23 protein-coding genes are annotated in these 22,880 nt (G+C 40.2%); 16 read left to right on the top strand and 7 right to left on the bottom strand.

What is annotated here, in order from left to right:
- Positions 1 to 234: 234 nt before the first annotated feature.
- Positions 235 to 1,914, bottom strand: coding sequence for a hypothetical protein (locus J7K40_02310; GenBank protein ID MCD6161230.1), 1,680 nt, complete (start codon positions 1,912 to 1,914; stop codon positions 235 to 237).
- Between the two features lie 318 nt (positions 1,915 to 2,232).
- Here J7K40_02310 and J7K40_02305 point away from each other — a divergent pair, with 318 nt between their 5' ends.
- The gene (locus J7K40_02305; GenBank protein ID MCD6161229.1) at positions 2,233 to 2,790 is read left to right on the top strand and encodes a DinB family protein; all 558 of its coding nucleotides are present in this window, start codon (positions 2,233 to 2,235) and stop codon (positions 2,788 to 2,790) included.
- A 134-nt stretch (positions 2,791 to 2,924) separates the two neighbouring features.
- On the opposite strand, the gene J7K40_02300 is transcribed toward J7K40_02305, so the two are convergent.
- The 3 genes from J7K40_02300 to J7K40_02290 form a co-directional block, all read right to left on the bottom strand.
- Positions 2,925 to 4,106, bottom strand: a complete 1,182-nt coding sequence (locus J7K40_02300) for an acyl-CoA dehydrogenase family protein (protein ID MCD6161228.1) — start codon at positions 4,104 to 4,106, stop codon at positions 2,925 to 2,927.
- 16 nt (positions 4,107 to 4,122) lie between these two features.
- Complete coding sequence (locus J7K40_02295; protein MCD6161227.1) at positions 4,123 to 4,536, bottom strand: cobalamin B12-binding domain-containing protein; 414 nt, start codon at positions 4,534 to 4,536, stop codon at positions 4,123 to 4,125.
- 104 nt (positions 4,537 to 4,640) lie between these two features.
- On the bottom strand, positions 4,641 to 5,060 hold the full coding sequence (locus J7K40_02290) for a hypothetical protein (protein MCD6161226.1): 420 nt from the start codon (positions 5,058 to 5,060) through the stop codon (positions 4,641 to 4,643).
- 137 nt (positions 5,061 to 5,197) lie between these two features.
- On the opposite strand from J7K40_02290, the gene J7K40_02285 reads away from it, so the two are divergent.
- Both J7K40_02285 and J7K40_02280 read left to right on the top strand, forming a co-directional pair.
- Positions 5,198 to 6,049 carry a PhzF family phenazine biosynthesis protein gene (locus tag J7K40_02285; protein ID MCD6161225.1) on the top strand — a complete coding sequence of 284 codons (852 nt, stop codon included), beginning with the start codon at positions 5,198 to 5,200 and terminating at the stop codon, positions 6,047 to 6,049.
- A gap of 417 nt (positions 6,050 to 6,466) precedes the next feature.
- A complete protein-coding gene (locus J7K40_02280; protein ID MCD6161224.1) occupies positions 6,467 to 7,330 on the top strand; it encodes a hypothetical protein in 864 nt (287 codons plus the stop codon).
- A gap of 117 nt (positions 7,331 to 7,447) precedes the next feature.
- Here J7K40_02280 and J7K40_02275 read toward each other — a convergent pair whose 3' ends face one another.
- From J7K40_02275 to J7K40_02265, 3 genes are all read right to left on the bottom strand, one after another.
- Entirely contained in the window at positions 7,448 to 8,221 is a 774-nt protein-coding gene (locus J7K40_02275; protein MCD6161223.1) for a hypothetical protein, read from the bottom strand.
- Between the two features lie 211 nt (positions 8,222 to 8,432).
- Positions 8,433 to 8,621 carry a PspC domain-containing protein gene (locus tag J7K40_02270; GenBank protein ID MCD6161222.1) on the bottom strand — a complete coding sequence of 63 codons (189 nt, stop codon included), beginning with the start codon at positions 8,619 to 8,621 and terminating at the stop codon, positions 8,433 to 8,435.
- A 75-nt stretch (positions 8,622 to 8,696) separates the two neighbouring features.
- Positions 8,697 to 9,080: a hypothetical protein gene (locus J7K40_02265; protein MCD6161221.1), complete on the bottom strand. Its 384-nt coding sequence runs from the start codon at positions 9,078 to 9,080 to the stop codon at positions 8,697 to 8,699.
- A 373-nt stretch (positions 9,081 to 9,453) separates the two neighbouring features.
- Here J7K40_02265 and J7K40_02260 point away from each other — a divergent pair, with 373 nt between their 5' ends.
- The 13 genes from J7K40_02260 to J7K40_02200 all read left to right on the top strand — a co-directional run.
- A complete protein-coding gene (locus tag J7K40_02260; GenBank protein ID MCD6161220.1) occupies positions 9,454 to 10,854 on the top strand; it encodes a sigma-54-dependent Fis family transcriptional regulator in 1,401 nt (466 codons plus the stop codon).
- Between the two features lie 486 nt (positions 10,855 to 11,340).
- Positions 11,341 to 11,841, top strand: coding sequence for a hypothetical protein (locus J7K40_02255; protein MCD6161219.1), 501 nt, complete (start codon positions 11,341 to 11,343; stop codon positions 11,839 to 11,841).
- A gap of 99 nt (positions 11,842 to 11,940) precedes the next feature.
- Positions 11,941 to 12,918 carry an S-methyl-5-thioribose-1-phosphate isomerase gene (gene mtnA / locus J7K40_02250; GenBank protein MCD6161218.1) on the top strand — a complete coding sequence of 326 codons (978 nt, stop codon included), beginning with the start codon at positions 11,941 to 11,943 and terminating at the stop codon, positions 12,916 to 12,918.
- 438 nt (positions 12,919 to 13,356) lie between these two features.
- Positions 13,357 to 13,806 (top strand): ribosome maturation factor RimP, encoded by a 450-nt coding sequence (locus J7K40_02245; GenBank protein ID MCD6161217.1) that lies wholly within the window; start codon positions 13,357 to 13,359, stop codon positions 13,804 to 13,806.
- Positions 13,807 to 13,826: 20 nt separating this feature from the next.
- The gene (nusA, locus tag J7K40_02240; protein ID MCD6161216.1) at positions 13,827 to 15,173 is read left to right on the top strand and encodes a transcription termination factor NusA; all 1,347 of its coding nucleotides are present in this window, start codon (positions 13,827 to 13,829) and stop codon (positions 15,171 to 15,173) included.
- A gap of 71 nt (positions 15,174 to 15,244) precedes the next feature.
- On the top strand, positions 15,245 to 17,500 hold the full coding sequence (gene infB, locus J7K40_02235) for a translation initiation factor IF-2 (GenBank protein ID MCD6161215.1): 2,256 nt from the start codon (positions 15,245 to 15,247) through the stop codon (positions 17,498 to 17,500).
- 1 nt (position 17,501) lies between these two features.
- The gene (locus tag J7K40_02230) at positions 17,502 to 17,783 is read left to right on the top strand and encodes a DUF503 domain-containing protein (GenBank protein MCD6161214.1); all 282 of its coding nucleotides are present in this window, start codon (positions 17,502 to 17,504) and stop codon (positions 17,781 to 17,783) included.
- Positions 17,780 to 18,133 (top strand): 30S ribosome-binding factor RbfA, encoded by a 354-nt coding sequence (rbfA, locus tag J7K40_02225; GenBank protein MCD6161213.1) that lies wholly within the window; start codon positions 17,780 to 17,782, stop codon positions 18,131 to 18,133. The genes J7K40_02230 and rbfA overlap by 4 nt, the downstream gene beginning before the upstream one ends.
- A complete protein-coding gene (locus J7K40_02220; protein MCD6161212.1) occupies positions 18,123 to 19,100 on the top strand; it encodes a bifunctional oligoribonuclease/PAP phosphatase NrnA in 978 nt (325 codons plus the stop codon). Before rbfA ends, J7K40_02220 begins: the two co-directional genes overlap by 11 nt.
- Positions 19,093 to 20,049 (top strand): tRNA pseudouridine(55) synthase TruB, encoded by a 957-nt coding sequence (gene truB, locus J7K40_02215; GenBank protein MCD6161211.1) that lies wholly within the window; start codon positions 19,093 to 19,095, stop codon positions 20,047 to 20,049. Before J7K40_02220 ends, truB begins: the two co-directional genes overlap by 8 nt.
- Complete coding sequence (locus J7K40_02210; protein MCD6161210.1) at positions 20,018 to 20,947, top strand: bifunctional riboflavin kinase/FAD synthetase; 930 nt, start codon at positions 20,018 to 20,020, stop codon at positions 20,945 to 20,947. Before truB ends, J7K40_02210 begins: the two co-directional genes overlap by 32 nt.
- A 10-nt stretch (positions 20,948 to 20,957) precedes the next feature.
- Positions 20,958 to 21,227, top strand: coding sequence for a 30S ribosomal protein S15 (gene rpsO / locus J7K40_02205; GenBank protein MCD6161209.1), 270 nt, complete (start codon positions 20,958 to 20,960; stop codon positions 21,225 to 21,227).
- 28 nt (positions 21,228 to 21,255) lie between these two features.
- Positions 21,256 to 22,880, top strand: a 1,625-nt coding sequence (locus J7K40_02200; protein MCD6161208.1) for a polyribonucleotide nucleotidyltransferase, incomplete at its 3' end; no start/stop codon positions are given.

Raw genomic sequence — 22,880 nt, 5'->3', positions numbered from 1 at the left:
CTGATATGATTACCTTGCATATACAGTTTGTTGGAGCAAGTTTCCTTTGATTTAAGTTAAATTATCCCCCAGGATGTCGTCCGCAGTAACGGACTTCCATCCTGACGCATAAAACATAAATACTTGTGTAAAGATGGATTCCCATTAATTAGATTTTGTGAACGGCACACGTCCTCATGCGCCCCTCTGCCTGCCTTGAGAGGACAGGCAGTTAGTTCCGACTGTGATAATTAACTACTCCTCAAACGGCGGGGTCTGCGGACACCATTGCGGGGGAGAGCCTTCGCCTCGGAAATATCTCGCCAGATATGTTATATCCGAACCTATAAACTGGCAATCGCCATTGACATCACCGGCAGTGTAAAGCCATGATTCTGCGATATCATCATAGCATTGAACAGGGGGAAGATTGCCGGAACCTTTGAAATAAGCCGCTGCAAATATAACATCACTGCCGATAACTAAGCCGTCGCCATTAATATCGCCGGGTATATACACACAGCTATCGCCGGCGAAACAGCCAATCCCATAAGCGCCGATATGAACCGAAGGATCGGGATTGCCCAATGAATCACAACCCGCGCCGACACAGCAGGAGTTGAATGCTAAGTAATAGTCATCGAGGTTTGGATTGCAGAACATCGGATCGCAGTCGATATTATTGATGCCAGGCCAACCGTCTTGTATATTACAATAAGAGACGAGCAGTGAATCCGATTCCTCTATCGTGACTTGAGATGAATCTGAAGCTATATTATTCCAAACTATATTGTTCCATAATTTAGCGCCTTCAGAAAGACCCATTGATCTTATACCGCCGCCTCCGCCATTTTCACAGTAATTATTAGAAATCGTATTATTATATATTCTGGCTAAAGAATTATCTAAGAATATTCCCCCACCGCTGCCTGAAAGACATATATTTTTATATATAATATTATGATGAAAATTAATTTGTGCTTGAGCATTAATTCCTACACCTGCGCCATTCCATACAGAAATATTTTGATATATTAGATTATTGTAAACAGAGCCTTCAAAAACACCACACTGCATGCCCGCAAAACTTTCAGCGGTATTACCATTAATTATATTGTTAGATATTACTCCAGTGCCGTTGCAGCCTATACCGCCTATAAAATTCCCATTGTTATTTTTTATAGTATTGTTCATAACAAAAACATCTTCAACATTATAGATATATAATCCTCCACAAATACCAACTGCAACAGCATTTTCCTCAAAAATATTGTTTGCAATAATGGGACTGCCCCCATCGCAAATCATTCCTCCACCGCCTCCTCCATAGTCTGGATTTATTATATTATTGAAAATCTGATTGTAATGGAATATAATGTCTGCATTGAAAGAATAAATTCCTCCACCCGAATCACCAGAATAATTAATAATAATATGATTGCTTTCTATTATGGAATTTGACTCCTCAACATAGATGCCGCCGCCCTTAGCACATAAAAAAGTAGTAATAGCAAAATTATTTGAAATAATGTTGCTAAGAATTTTAGGACTGGAATTAATACAATATATGCCGCCACCATAATAATTCATCCCATTAGTAATTGTTAAACCTTTTATTATACATGTACTATCCTCGCCGCTCTCGATAGCAACAACCGTACCCGACGAATCGCCATCAATAATAGTAGATGATATATACGAACTATTGCCCGTAGTTAAAAACAGCGAACCGAGCACAATACTATGCCCGTTGAAATTGATGTTCTCCACATAAGTCCCCGGCTGAACCAGCACAGTATCACCATCACTTGAGGCGTCAATGCCAGCCTGAATAGCAGCATAATCATCAGGAATGTTAATAGTTGCCGATAGCGCCGGTAATGTACATGCTAATACCGCAAACACTGGAATTAGTAAAACTGCTAAGGTTTTCATTTTACTTCTCCTTATGTATAATATTTAATTATTACCGCAAACAAAGTTCTTAAAAGGAAATTACAATTGCCTTAAATAATAATAACATATTATAAAACTGCCTGTCAAGATAAATCCTAATAGCATTATGCCTGTATGAAAACCAGACAATGAAATATCTTTGAACTGCAATTTTTACTAATCAGACGTAAATCTTAAAGTCCAATACTATTATTTCCATATAAAACATTATGAATAATAAATACTTACGATTACTGTTTCAAAATGAGGCGATTCCGGCACTATATTTACATGTTAATTTCCTAAAAAGGAGGAATTATGGAAATTATCAATTTAATAACAGACCTGTTTAAATATAACACCGGCTACTTAGTAAAACATCTGTCGGCGATGGATAAAACATTACTGTTTGTCAGACCCGATAATAAATCAAATCCCATAATCTGGATTTTAGGCCATATAGTCGCCTCACGGGGAAGCCTTATCGAAATGCTGGGCGAAGAACCGCAAATACGAGAGCTTGGCTATTACTTTAATGCAGGCTCTAAACCATTAAGCAATCCCTCCGGCTATCCTAATATCGATGAGATAATGGGACAGCTTGGCAAGCTTAGCACAAAATTAACGCGCCTAATTAAAGATGGGGGAGAGGCGCTTCTAAACCGTCAGGTTTGGGGGCAATATGACTCCATTGGCAAGCATATAGTAAGCGGTTATATTCACGAGGCATATCATGTCGGGCAGATTAGCTATCTTATGAATTTAGTGAGCAAGTCAAACTCGGCAGGCTATAGATTTAAACTTGCCGGTAAAAAGGTAAATAGCCCGGGTAAAATACTAATAGACAGCCTTAAGGCGGCGCTGACCGTAAAGTGATTTCATTATGTAATTTATATCATCATGTTGTCAGGTGTGTTGCCCGGACAATATGATTATATAGGAAATAGTCGGGGTTGGAAAGCCCCGACTATTAAAAGCGTAGATTTATCTTTAAAACTTAGCTATTTCACTTACCGCAGCAGCATGCCCGCAATAACCAATCTTTGCACCTCGGATGTTCCCTCGTAAATCTCAATAACGCGCTGGTCGCGGTAAAGCTTCTCGATTGGCGAAAACTCGCCGATATAGCCATAACCGCCATGTATCTGCATAGCGTGATTGACGCAGAAATTGGAAACCTCAGTGCAGAACAGCTTAGCCTGCGCAGCTTCGAGAGAATAGCGTACGCCGGCATCTTTCATCTGGGCGGCTTTATAGGCCATTAATCTGGCCGCTTCAACCTGCGTTGACATATCGGCAATCTTCCACTGTGTAGCCTGAAATTTGGATATAGGCGAACCGAAACAAACTCTCTTTTTGGAATATGCAATAGATTCATCAAGAGCGCGCTGCGCGATACCAACTGCCTGGGCGGCGACTCCTATACGAGCGCTGTCGAGCGTATTCATGGCAATTCTAAACCCTTTGCCTTGCTCGCTCAGAAGATTCTCTTTTGGCACGCGAAGGTTGTCAAACCAAATACGGCCTGTTGTGGCGGCTCTCATGCCCATTTTTTTCTTCAAGGTGGCTGTTTTGATTCCATCAATAAGCTTGCCGTCTTTACGAGCCTCAACTATTATAGCCGATACTTTGCGGGATGCTTTTGCATCAGCAACTTCCTTTTCCTGAATTTTCAGGAACAGAACAAATAAATCGGCAACATCGCCATGCATGATGAATATCTTCTCGCCATTGATAACATACTCATCGCCATCTAAAACAGCGGTGGTTTTTTGGTTGGCGGCATCCGAACCAGCATCAGGCTCGGTTAGCACAAACGAAGGGATTATTTCACCGGATACGCACTTCGGAACATATTTTTTCTTCTGCTCATCACTGCCAAAATGAACAATCGGATAGGTAGCCAGTTCGCCAACAGCATTAAGCAGACAGATAGCCGGGTCGTGATAGCACAATTCTTCGATTAGAGTAATATACTCGATATTGGACATCCCGCCGCCGCCTAATTCTTTAGGCGAATTTAGTCCGATAAATCCTTCTTTGCCCAACTGTTTATAAATATCAAGGGCAAAACGGTCGGGGTCGTCGCGATGGTCAAGTTCTTTGCTAACCGGTTCGATATACTTTTTAGCAAATTCTGCAACCTGATTGCGAATCGCTTGCTGTCTTTCGTCAATATTAAATCTGTTCATTACCACTCCTTGGGATTTACAAAAGTTTCTCTTCTTTTTCCTCTAAATTTTCATGTAGATATTTGATAATTTCAGTCGTCTGTGCGCCGGGAGTAAATATTTCGCCAACACCTATATCTTTGAGCTTTTTCGCATCCGATTCGGCGATAATACCGCCGCCAAATATCAGAATATGATTTGCGCCCGCTTTTTGCATCCCTTTCATAATAGCGGGAAACAGAGTCATATGAGCGCCCGATAGAATAGACAGGCCGACAGCATCAACATCCTCCTGAATCGCCGCTGTTACTATCTGCTCTGGTGTTTGACGCAAGCCGGTGTATATAACCTCGAATCCGGCATCACGCAAAGCCGCGGCTACAACTTTTACTCCGCGGTCATGGCCGTCAAGACCGGGTTTGGCTAAAAGTATTCTCCATTTCTTAGGCATTTTAATACCTCTACATTATTTAAGCATGTTTTCAAATGATAAATCTATTATTGGCAAAACAACTAATGAGACTATAGATATAAACCAGTTTGATACCCCCAAGTTTAATTGCCGCCGATTTCATATTCGCCCTTTTGACCCTTAACTCTAATAATTGATTCGCCATTAACTCTGTAATATGCTGAATTCCTGAATATAGGGTTGCCGTATTCGTTAACAGCGCTTGAACGGTAATGTACTGTTATTCTGTCGCCGCCTTCAAAAGTGCAGCCGCCTTCAAAAAGATTTGGAAGCATGATACTGCCGCCTACTGAAATCGTTCGATTAAGATTATTCTGCTTTTCCTGATAACCGCGCCTATGAATAATCTTTTCCAACACAAGTGTGTATGTACTGCTGTTTACAAACCTTACTTCTCCTTCTTGATAATTAACAGGAGCGCTGGGAGTGTCTTTTTCGCAGCTGGCGGCAACTATCAGTATCAATATCAAACCGGCAGCGAATTTCAAATATTTTAAATACATCGTTTTAATATACAATATCTCTTTTAGTTTGGCAATATGCGTTTTTAAAAAACATATTTTGACAATCTCTATATATAGAATTATAATTAACTTAAATTAGCTAAGTTGGTTATCAGCTTAAAAAAGGATTATTTGCTATGAATAGAACGATTACATTATTTCAGGTGGATTCTTTTACGGACGTTGCTTTTAAGGGCAATCCTGCCGGCGTCTGCATTACAGATAAAGCGTTGGATGACAAGGTTATGCAGAATATAGCCTTAGAGATGAATCTCTCCGAAACAGCTTTTGCTGTGCCAGCTAATTACGGTTCAGTCTCAAGCTCGTCCAAGTTTAGCCTTCGATGGTTTACTCCGTCATGCGAGGTCGATCTTTGCGGACATGCGACATTAGCAGCGGCGAAAATTTTATATAATATTTATAATATCAAAGCCGAAACAATTAAATTTGACAGCAAAAGCGGCGAGCTTCTGGTCAGCAAACACGATGACCTGATTCAGCTTGATTTCCCCATCGGCGACCCTCAGCCAATTGAATTGCCCGGATATTTTAGAGCCGCTTTAAGGCTTTCGGATGCTGATTGGGCTAATAGTTTTACTCAAGCCAGCCAGTGTAAAAAACTGGGTATGCTGCTGATTTGTTTTAAGTCTGCTGATATGATTAAAAATATCTCCCCAAATTTTACGGATTTGGCTAATGCCGAATTAGCATTTGGCAATAGAGGCGTAATAATAACTGCAGAGGAGAAGAAAGACTATGATTTCATCTCCCGCTTTTTCGCGCCTGGGTTTGGCATCAATGAGGACCCGGTAACAGGCGCCGCGCATACTGTGCTGGCGCCGTATTGGTCAGCCAAGCTGAATAAATCGAAGATGCGCGCCTATCAAGTTTCCCAGCGCGGGGGAGTGGTGTTGATGCAAATGCAAGATGACCGTGTTCTCTTATCGGGCAAGGCGGTAATTGTGCTTGAGGGTGTGATTCATCTATAGTGGATGATAAATATAAAAAAACCGCGCCGGCGAGTATACCAAGCACGGACGGTTTTGGGATAGCACTTGGCAACCAGATTGCAAAATAAATTTTAAGGCATGTAGTCCGCTTAAGGCGGATGAATTGAAATATTTTGCTTAACAAGAAGACAGGCAGGTCATTTTTTACTGCGACCAGCCTAAACAGTTAATTCTCAGGCTTATATGAAAAGCTGGTATTTATTAAAGCGAGAGCATATTACAAAATATTATGATAAAATTTAAAATAAAAACAGTAGGTTAAACGTATAATATTTTAGAATAAGGAGGGAATAACATTTTAATCTGAATCACAAATTCTATATGAAAGGAGGAATATTATTGTGATTTAAATAAATCCCTATCTAAATCTAAATTATTTAAGTAAGGCGGGGCTAATTGCATTTTAAAGGAGGTAAAAAAATGTTAGTCAAAAAACTGATTATTATCATTTCAATCATTGGTTTAATCTTTTTAATGAGCTGCAACGAAAATAGCAGTGTGAATGAACCGACTCTTGATGAAAACGAGTATGCCGCATCAAATAATAAAATATTTCCGGGTGATGAGCTTCAAGAACCTGAGCCGGAGGCTCGTATTAATGTTAGCGTTAGAAGAATTCTTGAGGGTGGTATTTTTGAAGACGATATTGAAATCTGGTCTAATACCGAACTTGATAACTTCGTTGAGAACTTAAATAGCGCCCAAAGCATTCAGGGGAAATTCGAGCTTTTACAAAGCATAAATATCGTTCCACCCGGAATGAGTCTAACTGAATTCAGGCAAATTATGCAGCATCAAAACTTAGAAATATCACCCTCAGAAGGTAGAATTCCTGGAGGTGAGCGACGAAGGCAAGGAGGAGAAGAACATCGTGATTCAATCTCGCATATTAGAGATATAATTCCCGCAGAACGGGATACGGCAATAACCGAACCAGTGGATAGTCTGCATTTAATGCATTTCTGTTCTGGTGAAGATTGTTATATCGAAGATGCCGGGATTAACGGCATATTTATTTTAGCCCGCAATGGAAACACAAGAATTTGTATGTTTTCAATGAGCGGTGGATATGCTGATTTTGATTGTGAAAATGATTTTTCATGTTCCTTCGAAGCTGATAATTTCATTGCCTTTCATATTCGCGGCTGGGGTGGAAATTTTCACCCTCCTTTGCCTTTTTATTGCATAAGACCAATAATATTTGATAGAACATTTGATGGTCCTGCCGCTGGACGTGTTACCGCTTATTGGCAAGAATAAACCGAACAATGATTTAAGCCCCCAGCATTGATTCATACTGGGGGCTTGCTATATTGTCGAGGGCGCTGTTAGAAGTTATTTATAACAGCGCAATTCAAATACTATAATCTGAACAGCTTAATAATAAACATCCCAATCCCAATAACTATCACCCGAAACCAAATGCACATGATAATGATCAGGATAAAATGTAACCGCAAATTCAGCCTCGATATGTACATCTCTATTGGGAAGCTGCTTATCAGTTACCAGATTCCCTTCCAGTATGCCATCGAATGGATGAGTCGGTCTGTGGTCTAGAACATCCTCAGTCTCAAATAAAACACCCTCAAGTGTGCACGACATGGTATGCTCAAATGTCCGGCGGAAATTCTGTCCCCAATAATGACGGTAAACATCGCCATTTAAAGTCGTGATTGAATCAGCTAAACCAATCCAATTCATATTGCGGCTGCGTATTTTTTCCCAGGCGGGGCCATCCTCGATACCGCTATCATAGGTATGGTTCTTTTTCATTCGGCGTTCAAACTGGTTGGTAATAGAATCAGGATGACACTGATATTCACCCTCTGTATCGGTAAAGCGGAAACTGTCGGCAACGCTTTTATGCCAATAGTTGTTCTCAAAAATGCGGTATCTGTAATGCCAGCCGCTTGTTGAATCATAATCGGTTGGGCCCCAATTGGCTATATCGATAACAATCGAATCGACAGCCTCAATCATATCCTCATCGATTTCGGTCATAGATGTGTCAACATTGGCTTTGGCAGCGATAAAGGCATCATCCTCAGAATCGCCCTCATTCATGCCGGTGGCTGCATCATCACTGCAATTAAACCCTAACACAATGATTAACAACATCATACCGAATATCAGGCTTAATTTTCTCATTTTTGTCTCCTTTGTTTTGGCTCGTTTAGAATTTTGACACAGCGTTTGAGTAAAAGGTTTAAAAATAAACATACTGCAATGGTATTATATTGTAAGACAATAGGTTGCCTGAGTCTGGCAAATATATAACGCCGGCTTCTTGACGGCATCGGCAGGATAATTCGCATATAAGCAGTATTACAGAAACAAGAAACAATCCGACCTATTCAACCTATAATGCCGGTTTCTCCGGTACGATAATCCAGGCTGCGATATAAGCAATCAGTCCCGAACCACCGGCAAAAAGCAGAGCAATCCATAACAACCGGATTATTGTGGTGTCGATATCGAAATACTCGGCCATGCCGCCGCATACGCCGCCAATCTTTCTATCCTCGACAGATCTGTAAAGCTTTTTCATTGTTACGATTCCTTTCAATCTATAATCCTAATATAAAACATCTATATTTCCATTGAAACAGTAATTTCCCTTTTTTTAACGTGTATTCATTATAAAGGTAACTATTAAACCCCCAAGAAGAAAAAATGCGGTTATTATCGCTATCACTACTTTTCCTTGTCCCATACCTAAGTGCGTGCGGTAGGGGTCGATATCAAGGTAGCGGTCTCCGAAACGTTTATCGACACGCCGTTTGAACCTGATTCGGTAATCATCGAATTTTTCAACCATCTCCCAACCGGCTTTCGCCTCCTCCTGGCACAGTTTCTGAATTGTCTCATAGTTTTTAAACTTAGCAGTATTAGCTCGTATTATCTTAAATTCCCAGCCCTCAAGTTCGCCTTTTTTATAATCAGTCATACTTTCTTCCTCCTGATGTATCCGTCTTGCCGCCGCCGCGCCTGCACCTGCTCCATACATATTCTACCTCCTTATATATATACATCGACAGATTGAAATTATTCAAGATGTCAATCTAAGTATTGTAGAGTAATCGGAACATATAAACAATACGAAAAATAAAAACATCTGGTTGCAAATATAAAATTGTCAATAAAATCAGGGTTTTGCAGCTAAATTATTATGATTATTAAAATAAATTACTTGGCTGTGTCGTCAGGCAGTCAAAATCGGCGCTTACTTCTAACGATAAGGCAATTTCTTTCGAAGCTGGAAAACCGATAACATGAAAATACTCGTTCGGTTAAAGTGTCATCTTAATATAGCCGAAAAATTATAAATATAGAGATATTAATTGCTTTAATAATATTTACTACCTTCGAGGTATTGTAATATGTCCGCGCGAATTATGGTTGTTGATGATGAGAAAAGCATGTGCGAATTTATGCAGATAATGCTGGCTAAAGAGGGTTATGATGTGAAATCTAATACTTCGGCTGAAGAAGTATTAGAATCATTGCCGGAAACCCAGCATTCTGATAACAAAATTGACCTTATTATAGCCGATTTGATGATGCCGGAGATGTCTGGTATCGAATTATTAAGGAAGGCAAAGGCGATTGACTCGGAACTCGATTTTATTGTTATGACTGCCTTTGCCTCGGTTGAAACAGCCATTGAGGCGCTAAAAAACGGAGCCTTTGATTATGTAACAAAACCGTTCAAAGTCGATGAAATCAAAATCGCCGTTAAGAAAATAGAGGAACGAAAAAAGATAAAATCCGAAAACAAGATGTTGAAACAGCAGCTCCGTTCGGATTTCAATTCATTTCTAACTGATGATGCCAATGTAAAAAATATACTTATGCTTGCTAAAAAAGTTGCCAACTCTGATACTACTATTCTGATTCTCGGTGAATCGGGCGTTGGCAAAGAGGTCATATCAAAAGCTATTCACTCCGAAAGCAATCGCCGCCATGGTCCGTTTATTTCTATCAACTGCGGAGCTTTACCCGAAAACCTTCTCGAATCAGAGTTGTTTGGTCATGTTAAGGGTTCTTTTACCGGCGCCGTAAAAGATAAACATGGCCTATTCGCCGCCGCCGATAAGGGGACAATACTCCTTGATGAGATCGGAGAGACATCGCCGGCAATCCAGGTGAAACTATTGCGCGCACTTGAGGAAAAGATAATTATGCCGGTTGGTGGAATCAAGCCAATATCCGTGGATGTTAGAATTATCGCCGCTACTAATGCTAACCTCGAAAGAATGGTGAAAAAAGGCGAATTTCGCCCCGATTTATATTATCGCTTGAATGTTTTCCCGCTGATGATACCTCCTTTACGCGAAAGACCCAAGGATATACCGCTTTTAACGAACTACTTTATAAAGCGGCATTGCGCAAAAATGGAACTGCCTGAAAAAAATATTGATTCTAAAACTGTCGAATTATTGCAGTCATACAACTGGCCGGGTAATGTTCGCCAACTGGAAAACGTGTTGGAAAGGGCGATATTGTTGGTCAAGGGCGATATTATTATGCCCTCAGACCTGCCGGAACTTGTAGATAAAACTGAATTGCCTGTTATTAATGATACATACTCTATGAATGCAGTTTCTATGCTTGGCCAACAGCCGAATCTCGAAACTATAGAGAAAGCTTATATATTTTATATCTTATCACAAGCCAATTGGCAGAAATCCAAAGCTGCAAAAATGCTGGGGATTGACGCCTCGACCCTGTACCGCAAAATAGAACGCTATGGATTCAAACCGCCTGACAGCAAAGATTAACAGCGGATTTTAATTAGAACTACAAATAAATTTCTCTGGTTTCAAAGTGCGGACGTGTCTTGGGACGGCACTTGGCAGCCAGAACTAAACATACCCCTAATCTCTCTCAAGAGGGGAATAATATCTGCATTAACACGTTTTATGATTATACAATATAAATGTCCCTTCTTGAGAGGAGATTTAGGATAGTTTTAGATATTGGATTGTCATAGTATCTCAAAGTCCTCCGCCAGCGGCGGGGGATTTAGGGGTGTGTTGACATTTCTTCTAATTTCAAAGCGTTGCCCCAATATTTAGTTACAAAGAATCGGCTTAACATATTGTTACAAGGTACTGCTTTGTGATTTGCCAGCCAAACAAAGTTTACAGCCCCTCAATACCGGCGCATAGATAAAATACTTGAAATAATTAATGAAATTGATTTATTGAATGATATAGGTATTTATAATGGTTGAGTAAAGGCAAACAATCAAGAGGAACTAAACTATGTTGGAATTAAAAGATGAAGATTTTAACTGCATTAAAGAAGATAATTCCGACGAAGAAAACGAAAAACAATGGAAAATAACCAAGAAGGTGCTTGACAACTTCAGCGAATATTTAGAATCTAAAAAATTGCATAAAAAAACTGCGGTGAGATATGTGAACATGATGGTATATTTTATTATGGATTATTTGTTTGTGTATGATGATGCCTGTTCAATTTTTGAAATTACAGATGATACTATAAAAAGATTCTTAGGCAATTGGTACATCAGAAAAAACTGGTCTCCAAATATAAAGGAAATAAATAAATTTCTTATTTCGATTAAACACTTTTTCACATTCCTTCATACGCATAATTTTATTACAAAGGAAGCATTAGATGAAATTAAAGCGGTTTGCAAAAATAAAGAATGGTTCGAGATGAGATTAACAACATACTTTAAATCTAAGGATGATGATTTTTACGAATGGCTTCAAGATTACAATTACGATGCGATATAAATCTTGTTTATATATATTGAGCCGAAGAGCGAATAAAGTCTGTTTTCGTCCCGACATGCTTAACCTTTCAAGGAAAATACAATGACAATAGAAACAAAACTGAATTTCAAAAATTTAGAATGGCAGAGAAGCTCTCTTAAACTAATCGATCAACGTCAACTACCAGAACAACTAACATACTATGATTGCAAAACAACAGCTGATTTCGTTTATGCGATAAAAAATCTGGTGGTTCGCGGAGCGCCAGCTATCGGCTGCACTGCCGCCTATGGCATGGCGTTAGCCTCGATGCAGGGGATTGATGTTGACAAAACGGCAGAAGCATTAAAAAACGCTCGTCCTACTGCAGTAAATCTATTTTGGGCAATCGACAGAATGCTTGACACAGCCAAAGATACTGGCAATAACCCAACGGCGATGGAAATAGAAGCTGTCGCTATCCATGAAGAAGATGCTAAAATGTGCCGCCAGATTGGCAAAAACGGCGCGAAACTAATCAAAGATAAATATAAAATTTTAACCCACTGCAATGCCGGCGCTTTAGCAACCGGCGGCATCGGGACAGCTCTGGGGATTATCTATACCGCTATGTTCGACGGCAAAAGTATTTCAGTTTGGGTTGATGAGACCCGCCCGATTCTTCAGGGCGCCCGGCTAACATCATGGGAGCTTAATAGAGCCGGCGTACCCCTAACTCTTATATGCGACAATATGGCCGCCTCGTTAATGGCTGCCAGCTGCATCGATTGCGTCATAGTTGGCGCCGACAGGATTGCCGCTAACCATGACGTAGCCAACAAGATAGGGACATATAATGCGGCTGTTTTGTGTCATTACCACAATATTCCGTTCTATGTTGCGGCGCCATCATCCACATTTGACAACCAATGCCCGGATGGTAAATCAATTATTATTGAGAACCGTTCACAAAGGGAGGTAAAGACTATCAAGGGTGAAAATATTGCTCCGAATAACGTGGATGTCTTCAATCCGGCGTTTGATATTACTCCGCATAATCTGATTACGGCAATTATAACCGAAAACGGGATAATTGAAGCACATAATCTTAACGCATAGATACGAATTACCTTTCCATTCGGCTCATCTGAGGCTGTCAGTTTTTGGAACAACGCTTGGCAAATAGAGTATGAGTTGATGCAATTATCGAAAACGAGTATTTTCTAACCCGAATTATTCATAAGCTTTTATTTGCTTATAAGATGTTTATTAGCGACATGATATCAAGTTTATCCAGCCAATCAATACTATCTACTATCTTAAATTTATTGTTTATAAGATTAAAAGCTAATTTCTAATAATGTGATAGATTTTATGAATAATACGGCTAAGTAATTCGGGATAAATAGATAAAATATTCCAGAATGGAAAAAATTGAAATAAATTCTTGCAAAATATTTTAAAATCAGTATACTTACAAGTTCGGGAGTGGGTTGACAGACCCACTCTTTTAATTATCATATATATAGTTATGATAATTTGATAGGTTTGAGTAATATGGAAAATGTCGAAAAAACTAAAAAACAATTTGACCTGATCGCATCAGAGATGGGTTATGAGCTTGTTGAATTAACCAACTTAAGGCTTGGCGGACGGACAGTAATTCGAGCTTTTATTCATCGAAATAATGGCAATATCAATTTGAGTGACTGTAAAAAGTATTCTATGAAAATTTCGGAATATCTCGATACTGAAGATATTATAAAGGGTAAATATACACTTGAGATATCATCCGTAGGGCTTGATAAGCCTTTATTGATGCTAAAAGATTTTAAACGCCGTATTGGCGAGACAGTTTCTGTTGAGCTTAAGCCTGATGGTCATCCGAAATATACAGTAGAGGGAAAGCTGTTGGAAACCGATGAATCCGGTATTACGCTTCTAATTGACGATAAGAAATCGCATTTTGAATTTGACCGGATAATTAAAGGAAAAATAGTATTTTAAGAATAAATGGAGAAAAAACAATGCAGTATGATGTATTGGAAGCATTAACCCTTATAGCTAACGAGAAAAATCTCGACCTTGACTATGTTTTGGAAACTGTCGAGGAAGCTTTAGTGGCTGCGGCTAAAAAGAAATTGGGTGAAAACGATACAATTAGAGCCGATATAGACCGGTCATCTGGCGAAATAAGAATGTCGTGGACTAAAAAAGTGGTTGATACTGTTGTCGAGCCAGTGATGGAGATGACTATTACAGAGGCGGAAGAACATTATAAAGATGTTGAAATTGGCCAGGAACTTGATGTGCCCATCGATTATTTCGAACTGGGACGAAATGCGATATCTTCAGCAAAGCAAATCCTTATCCAGAAAGTGCGGGAAGCGGAGCGTGATCAAATATACGATGAATATATTAAGAAAGTTGGCGAACTTGTTATTGGGACTGTTCAGCAAGCAGACAAGAATAATCTTATCGTAAATCTCGGACGCGCTGAGGGCATAATTATAGTTAAAGAGCAAATCAAAAAAGAGAAATTTCGGCAGGGAGACAGAATTAAATCTTACGTCTATGATGTTAAGAAAAGCAACCGCGGACCGCAGGTAAACCTTACCAGAGCCTCACAGGAATTTTTGAAAAAGCTTTTTGAGACTGAGGTGCCTGAGATATTAGAAAAAATTATCGAAATAAAAGCGATTGCCAGAGAGCCCGGCGAAAGAAGCAAAGTAGCGGTTTATTCGAATGATGACCGTATCGATGCTGTTGGCGCTTGTGTGGGCGTAAAAGGCAGCCGTGTTCAAAACATTGTGCGCGAATTAAACAATGAACGGATTGATATAGTGCCCTGGTCGAGTGAACCGATGATATTTGTAACTAAAAGCTTGGCTCCCGCAAAGATAGTACATGTAGATGTATTCAACGAAGATAAAAAGATGCTGGTTGTTGTTGCGGATGATAAGCTATCTTTAGCGATAGGTAAAACCGGCCAGAATGCAAGATTGGCGGCTAAGCTTACCGGGTGGAAAATTAATATCATGTCCGAAAGCGAATATAATGCTCTTCAGCAAACCGAGGAATTAGAAAAAGTTGATATCGAGGAAATTCCTGAAATATCAGAGAAAATATGCGGTAAACTTTTATCGCTGGGTATTGAAACTGCTCAAGATATTACTCGTAAGGGAGTTGAAAAACTTATTGAAGCTGAGGGCATTGGTGTAAAAACAGCAGAAAGAATAGTTGAGATTGGTAAAAAGGCTATTATCAAAAAGGTTGCCGAGCTTGAAAAAGCAGCCGCCGAAGGCGACATATCCAAACCCGTTGAATTTGAGTTTTCACCGGATACCGAAACACCCCGATTGGAAGATTATTAATTCAAGTAGTTAAGTCTGTTTGCTGTTTGAAATCAAAAAGACTGCGTTTAAGGCATTAAAGAGAGGATAAAATGATTAAGAAAAGAAGGATATACGATATAGCGAAAGAACAAAACTTATCCTCAAAGGCGATGGTCGATTTCATCCGAGGATTAGGTCATCAAGTTAAGTCTCATTCATCTACGGTTGGGCCGGAAATATATGAAGAAGTAAAAAAGAAACTATCATCCAAAAAAGAGGAAGTTAAAAAAGGACTCGAACAGAAAAAGAAAAAAGAAGAAGCCCGTAAGCAAAAAGAATTGGATGAAAAGCAGAAAAAAACATCAGCAAAAAGGAAAATCCTTGCTCAACTAACAACTACTACAAAGAAAAAAGGAACTAAAAAAACCGATTTAACTCAACCCGCATCCCGTCGAAAAAAAGATCGCCGTCGTCGCAAAGAACGCGTTGTTGATAAAAAAGCAGTTAAAGCTTCTTTCAAACAAACTATGTCGAGCTTAAGCGTTACAAAACGTAAAAAACATCACCATCATGATAAAACGGATGCTTTAACGGAAGTTGAATTAACAAAAACAATCAAAGTATCCGAATTTATCACAGTTTCGGAACTGGCAACGATAATGGAACTAAAACCAACCCAAGTGGTTGCCAAATGTATGGAACTGGGGATGATGGCGACTGTCAACCAGCGTCTTGATTTGGATACTATCTCGACAATAGCCTTGGAATTCGGCTTCAATGTTGAGGAAGATGTTCTCTATGGTGAGGAAGAAACAGTTGTTGTTGATGAGGAAGAAAAAGCTGTTGAGCGGCCTCCTGTCGTTACTATCATGGGGCATGTCGATCATGGCAAAACCTCGCTTTTGGATTATATTAGAAAATCCCATATAATTGAAGGCGAATCGGGCGGCATAACACAGCATATTGGCGCCTATGTGGTTGACCGTCCCGATGGAAAGATTACATTTTTAGATACGCCGGGTCATGAAGCATTTTCATCAATGAGAGCGAGGGGCGCTCAGATTACCGATATTGTTATTTTGGTGGTTGCCGCTGATGATGCAGTGATGCCGCAGACAATCGAAGCCATTGATCATGCCAGAGCCGCCAACGTGCCGATTGTCGTTGCCATCAATAAAATTGATTTACCTGGTATTAATATAGATAATATTAAACAGCAGCTTGCTAAACATAATCTTGTGTCTGAGGAATGGGGCGGCAAAACTATTATGGTCGAAATTTCAGCTAAGTTTGGAACCAATATCGATAAACTTCTGGAGATGGTTTTGTTGCAGGCTGAAATGATGGACATTAAGGCAAACCCCGAACGCAAAGCTTCCGGGGTCGTTATTGAAGCCAGGCTCGATCGTGGCAAGGGCGTTGTGGCGACAATACTGGTACAAAAAGGCGTGCTAAGTATTAGCAATCCCTTTGTTGCCGGTGTTTATAACGGCAAAGTAAGAGCTTTGTTGGACGAAAAAGGCAAAGCCGTAAAGGAAGTTACGCCATCAATTCCGATCATGGTTTTAGGCTGTCATGGCGTACCACAGGCAGGCGATGCATTTTTTGTAGCAAATAGCGAATCAGATGCTAAAAATATTAGTCAAAAAAGATTAAGGCTTAAAAGAGAGCGCGATTTCAGATTGATTAACAGAATTAAGCTTACTGATGTTTTCGATAGAATAAAAGAAGGCAAAATTCGTGATTTGAATTTGATTATCAAGGGAGATGTTGACGGTTCCGTTGAGGCGTTATCCGATACGCTATCCAAGATTGTGCATGAAGAAGTGGCGGTGAAAGTCATTCATAGAGGAGTTGGCGCTATCAACGAGTCTGACGTGATGTTAGCGGCAGCTTCACAGGCTATTATCGTAGGTTTTCATACTCGTCCCGATATAAAAGCATCAGAACTCGCCCTGAGAGAACATGTTGATATTAAGCTTTATAAAATCATTTATGAAGTTGAATCTGATATTAAGAAAGCTCTTGAGGGCTTGCTAAGGCCTGAAATAATAGAGCGGAAGATTGGTCGGGCTGAAGTTCGTCAGCTTATCAAAATTCCCAAAATTGGGATTATTGCCGGCAGCTATGTTAAGGAAGGCATAATCCGGCGCGGAGCTAACTGCAAAGTTATTCGTAATGATGTTTTGGTTGGAAAAACAACGATAAACTCATTAAAAAGATTTAAAGATGATGTACGGGAAGTCCAAACCGGTTATGAATGCGGTATCGGTATTTCTGGTTTGTCGGATGTTGAAACTGGTGATATAATAGAAGTTTTTGAAATTGAAGAAATAGCCAGAACATTAGATTCCCATAAAGTTTAATATGTTAATCGGCGTTATGCAAGTTCGGCTGCATTTACCGAACTCTGGTTCATTGAAAGGCAAAAGGAGAATACTGAAATCGTTGAAAGACAGATTAAAAAACAAATTTAACGTTTCGGTGGCTGAGTTGGAAAACCAAGACATCTGGCAAAGCTCGACAATTGGCATGGCAATAATTTCAAATGATAAACAGTTTGCCAATTCCGTCTTATCAAAGGCCGCAGACTTGGTTAATAACCAGCCTGATATTATAGTAACTGACATCCAAATGGAGTGGTTATGAGAGATTTTAAGAGGACAGACAGATTATCGTCGCAAATAGGCAAGGAGTTGTCTAATCTGTTAATCGATACTTTGCCGCCTCCCGCTGATGTTCTTATCTCTATTACCGAAGTCAGCCTAACTAAGGATTTGCGTATTGCCAAAGTTTATTATTCTGTTTATGGCGACAACAACGCCATTGACAGAGCTGAGAATTATTTTAAAGATAATATCAAGCGGATACGAATGGAGCTTGCCGGCAGGATAAGAGTGCGATTTATGCCCGAACTAACATTTAATTACGATCCGTCAATCGAAAGAGAACAGCGAATAAGCGAATTGCTTAACCGGATAAAGAAGGATGAAAAATAGGACTGATTATCAAAAACTATACGATTTGATTGCCGAGAAAGATAATTTTTTGCTAACTTCGCATTTTGACCCGGATGGCGATTCTATTGGTTCGCTTCTCGGGCTAAATAATTATTTAAAGAGTATTGGCAAAAAAACTGCTATTCACAACCAGGGAAGATTGCCCGCTAAATATAAATTTCTCGACCCGGACGGCATCATACATTTCCAGCCGGAACCGCTGGAATTTAATCCCGAAGTGGTCTTTATTCTTGATTGCCCGAAAACCGAACGCATCGGTTTTGTTAATGACTATATAACTGATGATATGACTATAGTAAACATCGATCATCACCCCGGAAATAAGCTTTTTGGGGACTTGAACTATGTCGATGAGACAGCCTGCTCAGTAGCTGAAATTATTTATGGTATTTTTAATGCTGGCGGATATGCCGCAACTCCGGAAATAGCAGAAAAATTTTATGCCGCTATTGCCTCGGATACCGGCAGGTTTAAATTTTCAAACACTAATGAGAAATGCTTAAAAACAGCCTCAGAACTTGTAGCCGCCGGCGCAAATCCAAGACAGATTTCAGAAAAAATATTTTCCTCGTTCTCTGTTGGAACTATAAGGCTTTTGGGGTATATGCTGGAAAATATTGAACTTTATAATAACGGCACCATCTGTATCCTGAAACTTACCAGTGATGATTTGAGCAGATACAATGTTCAGGTTGAGGATACCGAGGGCATTATCGATTATTCTTTAGTGATAGCCGGCGTTAAAGTAGGCATATTGTTTAAAGAATACGAGCATCAAACCGTTAAGGTCGGTTTGCGTTCTCAAAATGGAATAGATATTTCGCAATATGCCCGTAAAAAAGGCGGTGGTGGACATCCAAATGCGGCTGGTTTAACAATTATAAAAAGCTTAGATAGCGCCATAACGGAAGTTGTTGCTGAAATCTCGGAGTTTCTGAATGGTTGACGGTATTTTATTGCTTGATAAGCCAATCGGGATAACATCGCACGACTTGGTGGATAAGGTTAGAAAGATTTTCGATCAGCGAAAAGTCGGGCATACCGGTATCTTAGACCCGTTGGCAACCGGTTTAATGCTGATGCTTTTAGGCAAAGGCACTATGTTATCATCTTTGCTGACTAACGCTGATAAAAAATATTCCGCTGTATTTCAATTCGGAACATCGACTGATAGTTTCGATGGCGAAGGTAAGATTATTGAGGAAAAAGACCCCGGACAAATGGACGTAGAGCAGTTTGAAAGTTTGTGTCGCAATTATACTGGTAAAATCAATCAGCTTATCCCGGCTTATTCGGCAAAAAAGGTTGCCGGCATAAAAATGTATAAATCCGCCCGGAAAGGGGAGAAGGTTCCGGAAAGATTTAAAGATGTGGAGATATACTCGATAAAGACAACAGCTTTCAATTGGCCGGAAGTTGAACTGGATATTCATTGCAGCAGCGGCACATATGTGAGAAGCATAGTACATGAGATAGGTCAAAAAATCGGCTGCGGCGGATACCTGAAAGCATTGGTCAGGACTGCTATCGATGATTTCACTCTTAGCCAGGCGGTTGCTTTTGAACATTTGTCGGATGCCGTAAACAACGGCGATTACAGTCAAGTAAAATCGCTTGCGGATGCTTTGCCCGGCAGGCCGACTATTTCTATAAGACCGGAGTATTATCGCTTAATTTTAGAGGGAAGACCGTTTATTAAGAGGTATCTTCAGCAAACAGATTATAAGGGTCCGGGAGGCTGTTTATCGCTTCTTACGGGACCTGAAAATAAAATATTGGCAATGGTTAAATTGAACTACAACTGGGGAAGCATTAATCGGCTTGAAAACCGGGACGTCCTTGGGGAATATGTGAGAATTATTGATGAAGGTCATATACGGCAAAAGCGCTCTTGAGCTGGAAAATATCCCGCCGTCAACAGTTACTGTCGGTACTTTTGATGGAATCCATAAAGGACATATGGCGCTGCTTGAACGATTAATCAAAGCTGCCGCTGAAAATAACACTATATCTATTATGGCGACATTCGACCCTCATCCGCAGATGATGCTTGGCCAGAGAGGCCAAACCGAGATTCTTAATACAAACGAGGAAAAACTTGAAAGGCTCGAAAAACTTAATCTCGATATAGTAGTAGTTCTGGATTTTAACCGGCAGCTTGCTTCTTTGGATGCCGAAAGCTTTATCAAGCGTATTTTGTTGGATTGTCTGAATATGAAGCGTTTTGTTGTTGGCTATGATCATTCATTTGGTAAAAACAGAAGCGGCAATATAAAGCTTGTTAAATCATTGGCGGATGATTATAACTATACATTTGAGATGGTAGGACCTGTGCATAATGGCGACCAGCCGATAAAATCGAGCCGCATTCGAAAAGAATTGAAAACAGGCGATTATAATAAAGCCGTAGAAATGCTTGGCTATAATTATTTCCTGACCGGCGAAATTATCAGAGGGATGGGAGTTGGTAAAAAACTCGGCTACCCAACAATCAATATTAATATCCCGTCGGGTAAGCTTTTACCCAAAGATGGCGTTTATGCGGCCATGGTTCATGTTGACAATAGAATTATTCCGGGGATGGCTTATATCGGCGGAAGACTAACTTTCGGTGATGAGACTATTAATGTTGAAGTAAACCTGTTTGATTTTAGCGAGGATATTTTAGGGAAAAAAGTGAAATTAACATTAGAACAATATACCAGAGACCCGAAAAAATTCGAGTCGTCTGAAGAATTGATAGCCGCTTTGGCAGAGGATAAAAAGCAAATAAAAAATATCTTACATATTTAAGGAGGATATAGTGCCCTTATCAAAAGAAATAATAAGTGAATTTGTTAGCAGCTACAGGCTTCATGAGAAAGATACAGGTTCGGTTGAAGTGCAGGTTGCTTTACTTACCAAAAGAATAAGCGACCTAACCGAACATTTAAAGATTCACAAAAAAGACCATCATTCTCGTCTGGGTTTGTTGAAAATGGTTGGCCGCAGACGCCGGTTATTAAGATATCTTAAGAAGACTGAACTTGAAGCTTATCAGGCTCTTATTGAAAACCTGAATCTGCGGAAATAATTAAAATAGCAAATATATAGAGGAAATAATGCTTGAACAAATAAAACAAGTAGAACTTCAGATTGATGACAAAAAACTAACTATCCAAACCGGCCATATTGCCAAACAGGCTGCAGGAGCTGTTCTGGTTCGTCTTGGCGATACCATGGTGCTGGCTACTGTATGCGCTTCTGATTCGCCTCTGGTGGGCAGAGATTTCTTTCCGCTTACAGTGGATTATCGTGAGAAATCCTATGCGGCAGGCAAAATACCGGGTGGGTTTTTCAAAAGGGAAGGCCGTCCAACCGAAAAGGAAATACTGAGTTCCCGCTTGGTTGACCGACCCGTCAGACCGCTTTTTCCCGATGGCTACATGAATGAAGTGCAAATACTAATCAGGGTAATATCCTCTGATAAGGAAAATGATACGGATGTGCTCGGTATTATCGGAGCCTCAGCGGCTCTGGCAATATCAGATATTCCTTTCAACGCCACAATTGCTGGCGTTCGTGTGGGTCGTATTGCCGGCAAGCTATGTGTGTTTCCGACTTTCACCGAGCTTGAGACTAACGACATTAATATCATTGTCGCCGGCAGCGCTGATTCCATTAATATGGTTGAGGGCGGCAGCCGGGAGGTCTCCGAGGCTGATATGTTAGAGGCTCTTGATTATGCGCGCGGTTGGATAACAAAAATAGTTGAAATTATCGATCAGCTTAAAGCCGAATGCGGAAAGGAAAAACAGGAATTCATCCCGCCTGAGGTCAACTCGGATTTAGTTAATAAAGTAAATGAATTAGCTTTTGATAAAATCAAAGACGCAAACAGAACTACCGACAAACATGAACGGCAGAAAAAACTTAAAGCAATCAGCGAGGAAGTGAAGCTTCAGCTTGAGGAAGAATTTCCCGAACAAGAATCGCAGATTTCCAATATCCTTCATGATATTGAAAAGGATGACATGCGGAATATGGTATTAAACGATAAAAAGCGGGTAGATGGCCGCAGCTTTGAGGAAATTCGGCCGATTGATTGCCAGTTGAGTTTTTTGCCTCGTACGCACGGGTCGGCTTTATTCACGCGCGGACAAACACAGGCTTTGGTAGCTACTACTTTGGGCACCAAAATGGATGAGCAGCGGATTGATGACTTGATTGGCGAATCGTTTAAAACCTTTATGCTTCATTATAATTTCCCGCCGTTTTCTACCGGCGAAACAAAACCGGTTCGCGGTCCCGGACGCCGCGAGATTGGTCATGGCAACCTCGCTGAAAGAGCTATCGAGCCTATAATCCCCTCCGAGGATTCATTTCCTTACACTGTTAGAATCGTCTCGGATATTTTAGAATCAAACGGCTCCTCCTCGATGGCGACAGTTTGCGGCAGTTCTCTCAGCTTGATGGATGCTGGTGTTCCGATTAAAAGCCCGGTTGCCGGTATTGCTATGGGGTTGATTAAAGAAGACGACCAGTATGCTATTTTAACCGATATTCTCGGTATGGAAGACCATTTAGGCGATATGGACTTTAAGGTTGCCGGCACCTCGGAGGGCATAACCGCTTTCCAGATGGATGTTAAAATCAGCGGCATAAGTTTCGAGATTATGAAGCAGGCTCTCGAACAATGTTCGAGAGCCTTCTTCATAATCTCGACGCTTATGCCGCTGATTTTAAC

It is taken from the genome of Candidatus Zixiibacteriota bacterium (assembly GCA_021159005.1).
Lineage (GTDB): Bacteria > Zixibacteria > MSB-5A5 > UBA10806 > 4484-95 > JAGGSN01.
Note: the sequence above shows the minus strand (reverse complement) of the source record. Positions and strands in the feature narration are given on the sequence as shown.